We start from the raw sequence: 9599 nt of genomic DNA, 5'->3' as shown, positions 1-9599 counted from the left end.
GTTGGGGTGAGGGCTAAACACCCGTCAAACCTGGAATAATAGGGGTCAGACCACGGTTTCCCGGTTTTCAGAGCAGAAAAAACAGGAATCCGTGGTCTATGGATTTCTCGGGGATGGAGGCGGCGAATGATGATAACTTCTAAAGGATGTTGACATGAAAATTAATCATGATCTGTCCCCTTTTGTTTTCAGCGCAACAATTCGGCCGTCGTTGGTGTCACCAGATCGTAAAGGTCGGCGACGCCGGATTCAAGGCCGATGCATAGCTGCTGGGCTTTAGCGGAGAGGCCGGCGACGAGGGAAAGCAGATTTTCCTGGTTCATTGAATACCCTGAAGTTGAGATGAGTTAACATGTTGGCCATGCACAACAGCTTGTTTGATCAATCGACGACCCACCCACAGCGCGCGACTTGGAGTGAGTTCCCCGATGTCCTGATCCACGCCAAAGAACCGGCGGTTAAAGGGCATCCGGCTTACCGCGAAGCCAAGGCTGGCGATGTTCTGGCGGCTCAAGTGCTGATCCGGGATAACTTCAATCCGGCCAAAGTGGCAGCGTTGGAAGCGCTGCTGCCTGGAGTACAGCCCTTGCTGGTCAGCGCCCATGCTTTTGAACGCGAAGGGGTTAATGCCATTCCGGAGGTTTTTGCCGACGTACTGGGGCAAACGCTCGGCTGGCCCGTCGATGCCGGCGTGGTGCAAACCAATGTTGTCGGCCATACCGGGGCGGATGGTTTTTCCCGTCTGGCCCGACAAGCCAGTTTTTCCGGGCCAATCATCCCAGGCGCCGATTATGTGATGGTTGACGACTTCATCGGCATGGGTGGCACCCTGGCGAACTTGCGCGGTTATATTGAATCTCAAGGTGGACGAGTGCTGGCCGCCGTCGCATTGACAGGCAAGCCCTACTCTGCGAAATTGAGCTCCAGCCCGGAACGTATTCAAGAATTGAGGAAAAAACATGGTAACGAACTCGAAAACTGGTGGTGCGCCCGATTCGGTCACGCCTTCGACGCGCTTACTGAATCAGAAGCTCGGTACCTCGTGCGCACCGAGAACGCTGACACCATCCGAAATCGAATTGCTGCGGCAGAGTAAGCATGAAATCGCGCAGCGCGTCGCGCAAAGCAAGTAATCACGGCTGTTCCACCATCGCGTTCACTTCCGCCTCAAACCCGAACATATCCACCGCTCTTATACATACCCGGCGCGTACCGGCTTATACCAAACTCAAGGGGTCAGCTTCGCAAAACAGGGGACAGACCACGGTTTCTGGTTTTCAGAGCAGAAAAATCATGAAACCGTGGTCTGTCCCCAATTGTTCTATTTTCAACGCGGAATCAATCGAGAGCAAGCCGTTAATAGGATTTGTTGAAGACGGTTTTTTGTCCCAGTCGAACCAATACGATGCAAGAAATAGTCGCAGACGAATTTGTCTTCGGCGTTGCTTGCGACGGCTTGTCGTTTCAGGTCATTGAGCTTATTTTCAACAAAAATGTTTAACGCCTTGAATCGAGAGGCTTGTATTTTTTCCGAGGAGGATTATCACTTTTACCTCCACTGGCTGGAAAAATCGGCTGCTGATTGGCACTGCCACATCCACGCAACCTCAGCCTTCGCCGCGCAGCAGCGCCATCAGGTCGTCAGTCCGCCACTTGATGTCGGCTTTGCCACGGGCAGACTCGAAGCGGTCAGGCTTGCGACTCGGCCTCGCGCCAACCTTGTGAATGACGACATCCCCCTCGCGATTGACGGCAAAATCAACCGAACAGTCGGGCCCCAGATTCAGCGCATCGCGAATCTGCTTGGGAATGGTGACCTGGCCCTTGCTGGTAAGTGTTGTCGACATGGCATGGTTCCTTTTGTATTACGGCGATATTTATTGTAATACCCGAAGTGGTGACATGCAATCGGCACAGAATGATTGTCGAAATCAGCTTGGTGTCCTGTTTGATCAGCGCGTACTTGGGTACATGGATGAGTCGTCGCTTCCGCCTAAGTCCCCTATTGTTTTCAACTCCGGCTATCGGTCGTAAAGCCACGCCAGTTAAGCATCTCCAGGCACGCTGCCTGTAGATCAAGCAAATACGCACCTCTTCGAGGTACATAGCGCAAGATCGCCATTCCACGCGGCCTGCAGAGCATCTCAAATCAGGCGCTATTCCCGTCGTTCGCGCACGGCTTTCCACAGCAGTGCGCCAAGAAGGATGGCTGCCAGCACCAGGCTGAGCAACGATGCGATCCAGAAACCGGCGACGCCCATCGGCTGGGCACTGCGAAAGGCCAGCCACCAGCCACCGAAAAGACCAATCCCCCAGAAGCTGACGAGGTGCACGAACATCGGCAAAAAGGTGATCTTGTAGCCGCGCAGCGCGTAGGCGGCGACGGTCTGTAGCGCGTCGAACACCTGATAGATCGCCACATAGACGATCAGCGAGATGGCCACCTGTTGCACCGCCGGATCGCTGGTGGAGGCTTGCGTCAGCGGCTGGGCGACCAGCCATAAAAGCAGCCCGAGCGCCAATGACAGGCCGCCGGCGAGCAGCAGCCCGGCAGCGATCGACGCTTCGGCCCGTCGCCAGTCGCGCGCCCCCGCCGCCTGCCCGACCTGTGCCAGCGTGGCGATGGCCAGGGCCAGCGGCAGCATGTAGCAGATGGCCGCCAGATTGGCGACGATGCGATGCCCGGCCACCACCGTCGCGCCAAGCTGCGCAACGAACAGCGCGATCAGCGTGAAGGATGAAATCTCGACGAAGCTGGACAGGCCCATCGGCAGCCCGATGCGCAGCAATTCGCGCAACGCCTCGATGCGCGGCCACTGCCAGTCGTGCAGCAGGCGATAGGCGGCCAGCGACTTGCCGAAAACCATATAGGCCGCCGCGCAGAGCAGCGCAAACCAGCCGACGGCCACGTTCGAGATTCCGCAACCCAGCGCGCCGAGTCCCTCGCCGCCAGGCCACCCGGTGACCAGCGACCAGGCCAGAACGCCGTGCAACAGCGTGCAGCCAAGCGAGATCAGCATCAGCGGACGTGGCAGGCCAAGTGCATTGCTGAAGGAGTAGAAGGTACGATAGAGCAGCGAAGCGGGCATCCCCCAGGCCAGCAGGGCAAGATAGGCGCGGGCCTTGGCTTCGACTCCCGGCTCGATATCCGACAGGGCCAGCAGCGCATCCGGATGCTGCAGAAACAGCACACCGGGGACCGTCAGCAGCAAAGCCAGCCAGAAGGCTTGTTGCAAGGCGCCGGCGATCTCGCTGTCGCGCCCGGCGCCCTTGAGATGCGCAACCGTCGGCGAGACGGCCTGCAAAATGCCGGCGAATGCGAAGATCACCGCAATGTAAATCCCGCCACCAACCGCCACGGCGGCCAGATCCTCGGTGCCGTAATGGCCGAGCAGAACCGTATCGATCACCATCATGCCCATCGAGGCCAACTGGGCAATCAGCATCGGTGTAGCGTGCAGGAGAATCAGGCGGAACTGGTGAACAAACATGAGCGAGCGACTGTCAATAATCGGATGGGGCAGGCTATCCGATTATTGCCCGGTGCGGAAATCTCAATGCCTGTTTCCAACGGTTTGCACCGGACTTCTTGGCACTATAGCCGTTGAAAAAGCTGATGCTGGTTGAGCACAAGCGCACCTTCAAATGATGAAGCCGAACTGAATGCTTACCTGAGAGAACAGGTCAAACTTCACTACCTGCAGCTACTCACCCAGAGTTCTGACCAGCAGGACGCTATAGCAGCTCCGTATCGTCATGGCTGTAAGCCGGGCTGCAACAGCAAAGAATATGCAGCGGCGATTCACCCGTCGCCTGCACACAATGGGCCACTCCCGGCGCGATCAACACCGTATCGCCGACCGCGACAGCAAAGCAGTTTTCGCCAAGACGCATCATTCCAAAGCCTTGCGTGACGTGATACAACTCTTCAGTCACCTGATGCCGGTGCAACTGCGTTTTCTCTCCCGGCTGAATGATCGCCTCGGCCAGACTTTGCCGGGCATTGCCATGAACAGCCGGGTGCATCAGTTCCCGGATTTCGGAAGCATCCTTGGTGATGTAGGCCGGGATGGTCCCGTAACTGGTTTTCACAACAACTCACGCCGCATCAAACGAGCCTGATCTTCAACTCGCCAAGGCCAGCCACGCCGCCCTCAAGCACATCGCCGCGCACCACCGTCGACACGCCCGCCGGCGTCCCGGTAAAGATCAGGTCACCCGGAGCAAGACAGACATAGCTTGAGAGGTTGGCAATCACCTCGGCCACCTTCCACGACATCTGTGCAAGATCTCCGCTTTGCCGCAACTCGCCGTTGACCTTGAGCCAGATGGCGCCCTTTAGCGGATGCCCGACGTTTTCCACCGGAAGAATTTCGCCAATCGGCCCGCCCTGGTCGAAACCCTTGCCCATGTCCCACGGATGCCCCTTGTCCTTGGCACGGGACTGAAGGTCGCGCCGCGTCAGGTCAAACCCGACGGCGTAGCCAAAAACACACTCAAGCGCCTGATCGGCCGGGATATTGGAACCACCCTTGCCCAGCGCCACGACCAGCTCCACTTCATGCTGGAGATTGCTGGTCATCGGCGGGTAGGCGACATCGCCGCCGCCGGGAACCAGCGCATCCGCCGGCTTGCTGAAGAAGAAGGGCGGCTCGCGTGAGTCAGCACCCATTTCGGCCGCATGATCGGCGTAATTCCGCCCGACACAATAAACGCGCCGTACCGGGAAGACAGCCGTGAGACCGGCGACGTGAACAACGACCTGCGCTGCAGGCGGGAAAACATAGCTCATGCAAACTCCCGTGAAAAAAACTCAAACCGGATTGTCGATATCGACAAACTCGCACTCAAGGCCAAAGCGTTCAGCCAGATGTGCCGCAAGCGCCTGCACACCGTAACGCTCGGTGGCATGGTGTCCGGCAGCAATATAGGCGACAGCGGATTCGCGCGCCAGATGGACCGTCTGCTCGGAGATTTCTCCCGAGAGAAAAACGTCAACACCCAGCGCCAGCGCCTGTTCAAAAAGGCCTTGCGCGCCTCCCGAACACCAGGCGACACGGCTTGCCGGCTGCTCCGGATTGCCGATGACCAAGGGCTCTCGCTGTAATTTACTGGTGATCGTCCGCGCCAACTCGGAAAGTGTTGTCGGGCCTGAGGTACGGCCATACCAGCCGATATCCTGCTCGCCGAAGCGCCCTTCGACGGTCCACCCCAAGTGTTTGGCAAGTTGCGCGTTATTGCCGAATTCGACATGACCGTCGAGCGGCAGGTGATAAGCGATCAGGTTGATGTCGTACTTCAGCAGCGCCTGCAGACGTACCTTGCGAAACCCGGTCACCCGCCCATCCTCGCCGCGCCAGAACCAGCCATGATGCACCAGCAGGGCATCTGCCCGGCGTGCAATCGCGGCATCAACCAGCGCCTGGCTGGCTGTTACACCGGCGACGATGCGCTGCACTTCGGTACTTCCTTCCACTTGGAGGCCGTTTGGGCAATAATCCTTAAATCGCGCCGAATCGAGCAGTTCATCGAGATAGCGCGTCAATTCTTCACGTTTCATCATTTGGCTCCGGATTTCCATGCGCAGACTTTGGCTGATTTTTGCACAAACCGTCACGGTTAGTCTTGCCGTTCTTTTTGTCGTCAGCACACTCAAGCCCGAATGGCTGGGCAAGCCAATCGGCAGCGGGCCGAGCATCGTCGCCCTGCAGGAATCCTCGCCCCTTGGCGAACCGGTCACTGCCACCGGCTCCTACCGTGACGCAGCGAGAAAAGCGCTGCCATCCGTGGTGCATATCTTCACCTCGCAGAAAATAAAAACACCCCGCCATCCGCTGATTGACGACCCGCTATTCCGCCATTTTTTTGGCGACCGCCCGGAAGCTGAAGGCCAAACCAAATCGGGGCTGGGCTCCGGCGTCATTGTCAGCACGAGTGGTTTCATTCTCACCAATTTTCATGTGGTCGACGGTGCCGACCAGATCGAAGTGGCTCTCAACGACGGGCGCAATCTGCAAGCCCGCCTGGTTGGCGGCGATCCTGAGACAGATCTCGCCGTGCTGCAGATCGACCCGGAAAAGGCCAGGAATTTGGAGTTACCGGCCATTACCCTCGGCAAGATGGACAACATCAGCGTCGGCGATGTCGTGCTGGCCATCGGCAACCCCTTTGGCGTCGGCCAGACGGTGACCATGGGCATCGTCTCGGCACTCGGCCGTTCGCACCTGGGCATCAACACTTTCGAGAATTTCATCCAGACCGACGCCGCCATCAACCCCGGCAACTCGGGCGGCGCGCTGATTGACAGCCAAGGCAATCTGCTCGGCATCAACACGGCAATCTATTCGCGAACCGGCGGCTCGCTCGGAATCGGCTTTGCCATTCCGATATCAATCGCCAGGAATGTCATGGAGCAGATCATCCAGACCGGCACGGTAACGCGCGGCTGGATTGGCGTCGAGGCACAGGAAATCACTCGGGACCTTGCCGAATCCTTTGGCCTGACAGAAGTGGACGGCGCACTGATCGCCGGCGTGCAGCGCGGTAGTCCGGCTGACGCCGGTGGCGTCAAACCCGGGGACATCCTGATTGAGGTGAATGGGAAATCAGTAAAGGATCCGCAGGTCATGCTGGATCTGATCGCCAACCAGAAACCCGGCGATACGATCCCATTCAAGCTGCGCCGTCAGAAAACCCTTTTCGACACCACGATACGCATCGGCAAACGGCCACTGCTCCGCCGCGAACGCGAGTAGATCAGCCCTTGTTGTGGGGTTGGTTCGACTCCAGCAGCGGAGCAGCCTCCGGCTTGCTGATGAAGCGTGCCATCAACATCCCCAGTTCATAAAGCAGGCACAGCGGAATGGCCAGCATGAGTTGGGAAATCACGTCCGGCGGCGTGAAGACGGCACCGACCACGAACGCGCCAACGATCACGTAAGGGCGCCACTCCCTGAGCGTGACGAGGGTGACGATGCGCATCTGGACGAGAACGATCACAATGACCGGCACCTCGAAAGTAACGCCGAAGGCGATAAAAGTGCTCATCACGAAAGAGAGGTACTTTTCGATGTCGGTCATCCAGGCGACACCCTCCGGCGCCACCTTGGCCATGAATCCGAATACCGTCGGAAATACCAGAAAATAGGCGAAGGCCATCCCGATGAAAAACAGGATCACGCTGGCCGCCACCAGCGGCAGCGCCAGGCGTTTCTCATGGGCATACAAACCGGGCGCGACGAAGCCCCAGACCTGATAGAGAACGTAAGGCAAGGCAATGAGGAAGGCCACCATCAACGCCACCTTCATCGGCACCAGGAAAACGCCGACCACGTCGGTGGCAATCATCTGTCCGCCCTGTGGCAGGGTTGCCAAAAGCGGCTGGGCGAGCAGCGCATACAGTTCTTTGGCCCAGGGGAACAGACAAATAAAAACGATGCCGATGGCCAGCAGAACCCGGATCAGCCGGTCGCGCAACTCGAAGAGGTGCGAGAGAAAGGAGTCTTCCGACCCGCTCATGCGTGGATCATGCTTTCACGTGAAAGGCGCGCCAGCGACTCTCGAACCTCCCCTCGCCCACTTGTGGGAGAGGGTCGGGGGAGAGGGGAACGGGCGTGACTTTCATGATTCGGGGTGCCTTTCAAAGCCATGCCCGTTAGGTTCGGGACTGGCGGCCCCAACCGAAGTCGCGGCCACAACTGGCGCGACTGCCTGCGTCTCGGCTGCGGTGACGCTGGCGTTCGCGGACAGTGCAGTATCCTGAACAACTGATTGTGCCGTCTGATCGACTGTCTGTTGAACCGCCTGCATATCGCTGGAAATGCTCTGCTTGAAGTTTCGTGCGGAATCCTGCACTTCCGCTTGCAACTTCTTCAGTTCGTCGAGTTGCATCTCGCGACTGATGTCGGATTTGACGTCATTGACGTAGCGCTGCATGCGCCCGAGCAGATGCCCGGTCGTGCGCGCCACCTTGGGCAGGCGCTCAGGCCCGATCACCACCAGGGCAACGATGGCAATGACTATCAGTTCAGAAAATCCGATATCGAACATCTGGGAAGTTAAGAGTAAGGGGTGAAGAGTGAGGAGTAAGAGTCTGAACCGTGATCGGTTTTACTCTGGACGCCTCAGTCTCTACTCTTCACGACCTGGTCTTTTCCTTGACTTCGACGTCGATGGTCTGACCGCCGCTGACCTGCTGTGGCGGTGCTGATTCAGCCGGCTTGTTCTCTGCCGCAGCGTCCTTCACGCCTTCCTTGAACCCCTTAACGGCGCCACCCAGATCTTCGCCGATATTGCGCAATTTCTTGGTGCCGAATACAAGCATGACGATGACCAGAACGATCAGCCAGTGCCAGATACTGAAACTACCCATGATCTATCTCCTTAAACCCGCTTGAGCATCGGCCCGACCGGTTCCGGCCCGCCGACGATGTGCGCATGCAGGTGCTGCACTTCCTGCTGCCCGATGCGCCCCGTGTTGATGATGACGCGAAACCCGTCCGGGCTGCCATTTTCCGAGGCCAACTGGTTGGCGACGGCAAGAATGCGGCCAAGCACCAAGGTATCTGTATCGGCAATCGTCGCCAGCGAGGTGATGTGGCGCTTGGGTATGACCAGGATATGCAGCGGACGCGCCGGATTGATATCGTGAAAAGCGAAGACATCTTCGTCCTCAAACACTTTGCGCGAAGGTATTTCACCGCGCGCAATCTTGCAGAACAGGCAATTGTCCATGACCTGCTACTTGACCGGCCGTGACTTCTTCTCGTCGATCCCGGAAACACCTTCGCGACGCCGCATTTCCTGGGATACGTCTTCAATGCCCATGCCGTAAAAGGAAAGCAGGACCATCACGTGGTAAATCAGGTCGGTCGACTCCCAGACGATGTTCAGGCGCTTGCCATCCTTGGCCGCAATGATCAGTTCGGCACTTTCCTCGCCAATCTTTTTCAGAATCGAGTCGGGGCCGTTGGCAAACAGTTTGGCGGTGTAGGACGTTTCCGGATCGGCATGGCGACGCGAGGCCAGAGTCTCGGAAAGGCGATGCAGTATGTCGTGAGTGCTCATTTTCTGTAAATTTCCTTAGGGTCTTCAAAGATTCGCTACGGGCATTGCAAATAGAGGATCGTAACCAGAACCAGCTAGCTTAGCTACTCACATAGCCAATCAATACAATTGCCTTCCTGCATCCTATTTTACATCAGACACTATTTGATACTTTTGATTTCGTTGAGACGTAATCCTCGTCAGACAATCAATCACCTGAAAAGGTTTTTCAGAAATCCCTTGGGGTGCAGAGCCACCCTACGGACTTCGGTGCCGTGTAACCCTCATGACCATTGGCTTCCGGGGCAGATGGTCTGAAGATGGCCGTATTCATTGGCTCGCAGCGAACCAGCTCGGTAGTCCGGTAGGGTGTGCAAATTTTTTTCTTTGCACACGCGGAATCCTCAGCTTCGTAGTCGAAATCATCAGGATCACGTAAGAACCACTCCTTAACCGGCTGACAAACCGGTCAAGTCAGCCTGCAGGTGATAAAGAAAATGTGACGTTTGCGGTGCCGATGGAGTTGCAGGGCTGAGACTTTGTGAAAATCTCAG

Annotated in this window: 13 protein-coding genes; 2 read left to right on the top strand and 11 right to left on the bottom strand. The window is 57.4% G+C overall.

What is annotated here, in order from left to right; translation table 11 throughout:
- Nucleotides 1–188: 188 nt before the first annotated feature.
- Entirely contained in the window at nucleotides 189–323 is a 135-nt protein-coding gene (locus ACOYNV_RS23005; protein WP_422902143.1) for a hypothetical protein, read from the bottom strand.
- Nucleotides 324–352: 29 nt separating this feature from the next.
- On the opposite strand from ACOYNV_RS23005, the gene ACOYNV_RS23000 reads away from it, so the two are divergent.
- Nucleotides 353–1096 (top strand): phosphoribosyltransferase, encoded by a 744-nt coding sequence (locus ACOYNV_RS23000; RefSeq protein ID WP_422902142.1) that lies wholly within the window; start codon nucleotides 353–355, stop codon nucleotides 1094–1096.
- 511 nt (nucleotides 1097–1607) lie between these two features.
- Here the strand turns inward: ACOYNV_RS23000 and ACOYNV_RS22995 are convergent.
- From ACOYNV_RS22995 to ACOYNV_RS22975, 5 genes are all read right to left on the bottom strand, one after another.
- Complete coding sequence (locus ACOYNV_RS22995; protein WP_422902141.1) at nucleotides 1608–1847, bottom strand: AbrB/MazE/SpoVT family DNA-binding domain-containing protein; 240 nt, start codon at nucleotides 1845–1847, stop codon at nucleotides 1608–1610.
- A gap of 309 nt (nucleotides 1848–2156) precedes the next feature.
- Complete coding sequence (locus tag ACOYNV_RS22990) at nucleotides 2157–3491, bottom strand: MATE family efflux transporter (RefSeq protein ID WP_422902140.1); 1335 nt, start codon at nucleotides 3489–3491, stop codon at nucleotides 2157–2159.
- A gap of 244 nt (nucleotides 3492–3735) precedes the next feature.
- On the bottom strand, nucleotides 3736–4092 hold the full coding sequence (locus tag ACOYNV_RS22985) for a cupin domain-containing protein (protein ID WP_422902139.1): 357 nt from the start codon (nucleotides 4090–4092) through the stop codon (nucleotides 3736–3738).
- Nucleotides 4093–4108: 16 nt separating this feature from the next.
- The gene (locus ACOYNV_RS22980; RefSeq protein ID WP_422902138.1) at nucleotides 4109–4792 is read right to left on the bottom strand and encodes a fumarylacetoacetate hydrolase family protein; all 684 of its coding nucleotides are present in this window, start codon (nucleotides 4790–4792) and stop codon (nucleotides 4109–4111) included.
- A gap of 21 nt (nucleotides 4793–4813) precedes the next feature.
- Nucleotides 4814–5560, bottom strand: coding sequence for a Nif3-like dinuclear metal center hexameric protein (locus ACOYNV_RS22975; RefSeq protein WP_422902144.1), 747 nt, complete (start codon nucleotides 5558–5560; stop codon nucleotides 4814–4816).
- A 19-nt stretch (nucleotides 5561–5579) separates the two neighbouring features.
- Here ACOYNV_RS22975 and ACOYNV_RS22970 point away from each other — a divergent pair, with 19 nt between their 5' ends.
- The gene (locus tag ACOYNV_RS22970; RefSeq protein ID WP_422902137.1) at nucleotides 5580–6755 is read left to right on the top strand and encodes a trypsin-like peptidase domain-containing protein; all 1176 of its coding nucleotides are present in this window, start codon (nucleotides 5580–5582) and stop codon (nucleotides 6753–6755) included.
- 1 nt (nucleotide 6756) lies between these two features.
- Here the strand turns inward: ACOYNV_RS22970 and tatC are convergent, their stop codons facing one another.
- From tatC to ACOYNV_RS22945, 5 genes are all read right to left on the bottom strand, one after another.
- Nucleotides 6757–7518 carry a twin-arginine translocase subunit TatC gene (gene tatC / locus ACOYNV_RS22965; protein WP_422902136.1) on the bottom strand — a complete coding sequence of 254 codons (762 nt, stop codon included), beginning with the start codon at nucleotides 7516–7518 and terminating at the stop codon, nucleotides 6757–6759.
- 102 nt (nucleotides 7519–7620) lie between these two features.
- The gene (tatB, locus tag ACOYNV_RS22960) at nucleotides 7621–8049 is read right to left on the bottom strand and encodes a Sec-independent protein translocase protein TatB (RefSeq protein WP_422902135.1); all 429 of its coding nucleotides are present in this window, start codon (nucleotides 8047–8049) and stop codon (nucleotides 7621–7623) included.
- Nucleotides 8050–8137: 88 nt separating this feature from the next.
- The gene (gene tatA / locus ACOYNV_RS22955) at nucleotides 8138–8371 is read right to left on the bottom strand and encodes a Sec-independent protein translocase subunit TatA (RefSeq protein WP_422902134.1); all 234 of its coding nucleotides are present in this window, start codon (nucleotides 8369–8371) and stop codon (nucleotides 8138–8140) included.
- Nucleotides 8372–8382: 11 nt separating this feature from the next.
- A complete protein-coding gene (locus ACOYNV_RS22950) occupies nucleotides 8383–8733 on the bottom strand; it encodes a histidine triad nucleotide-binding protein (RefSeq protein WP_422902133.1) in 351 nt (116 codons plus the stop codon).
- A gap of 6 nt (nucleotides 8734–8739) precedes the next feature.
- Entirely contained in the window at nucleotides 8740–9066 is a 327-nt protein-coding gene (locus tag ACOYNV_RS22945; protein WP_422902132.1) for a phosphoribosyl-ATP diphosphatase, read from the bottom strand.
- Nucleotides 9067–9599: the final 533 nt, after the last annotated feature.

This window comes from Propionivibrio sp. (assembly GCF_049316945.1).
In the GTDB taxonomy this organism is placed as follows: domain Bacteria; phylum Pseudomonadota; class Gammaproteobacteria; order Burkholderiales; family Rhodocyclaceae; genus Propionivibrio.
This window is presented reverse-complemented; position numbering and strand designations above follow the sequence as displayed.

What these genes read in the sequence shown, in the direction of transcription:
- ACOYNV_RS23005 (WP_422902143.1), bottom strand. Translation starts at nt 323, where the DNA reads ATGAACCAGGAAAATCTGCTTTCCCTCGTCGCCGGCCTCTCCGCTAAA.
- ACOYNV_RS23000 (WP_422902142.1), top strand. Translation starts at nt 353, where the DNA reads ATGTTGGCCATGCACAACAGCTTGTTTGATCAATCGACGACCCACCCA.
- ACOYNV_RS22995 (WP_422902141.1), bottom strand. Translation starts at nt 1,847, where the DNA reads ATGTCGACAACACTTACCAGCAAGGGCCAGGTCACCATTCCCAAGCAG.
- ACOYNV_RS22990 (WP_422902140.1), bottom strand. Translation starts at nt 3,491, where the DNA reads ATGTTTGTTCACCAGTTCCGCCTGATTCTCCTGCACGCTACACCGATG.
- ACOYNV_RS22980 (WP_422902138.1), bottom strand. Translation starts at nt 4,792, where the DNA reads ATGAGCTATGTTTTCCCGCCTGCAGCGCAGGTCGTTGTTCACGTCGCC.
- ACOYNV_RS22975 (WP_422902144.1), bottom strand. Translation starts at nt 5,560, where the DNA reads ATGAAACGTGAAGAATTGACGCGCTATCTCGATGAACTGCTCGATTCG.
- ACOYNV_RS22970 (WP_422902137.1), top strand. Translation starts at nt 5,580, where the DNA reads ATGCGCAGACTTTGGCTGATTTTTGCACAAACCGTCACGGTTAGTCTT.
- tatC (WP_422902136.1), bottom strand. Translation starts at nt 7,518, where the DNA reads ATGAGCGGGTCGGAAGACTCCTTTCTCTCGCACCTCTTCGAGTTGCGC.
- tatB (WP_422902135.1), bottom strand. Translation starts at nt 8,049, where the DNA reads ATGTTCGATATCGGATTTTCTGAACTGATAGTCATTGCCATCGTTGCC.
- tatA (WP_422902134.1), bottom strand. Translation starts at nt 8,371, where the DNA reads ATGGGTAGTTTCAGTATCTGGCACTGGCTGATCGTTCTGGTCATCGTC.
- ACOYNV_RS22950 (WP_422902133.1), bottom strand. Translation starts at nt 8,733, where the DNA reads ATGGACAATTGCCTGTTCTGCAAGATTGCGCGCGGTGAAATACCTTCG.
- ACOYNV_RS22945 (WP_422902132.1), bottom strand. Translation starts at nt 9,066, where the DNA reads ATGAGCACTCACGACATACTGCATCGCCTTTCCGAGACTCTGGCCTCG.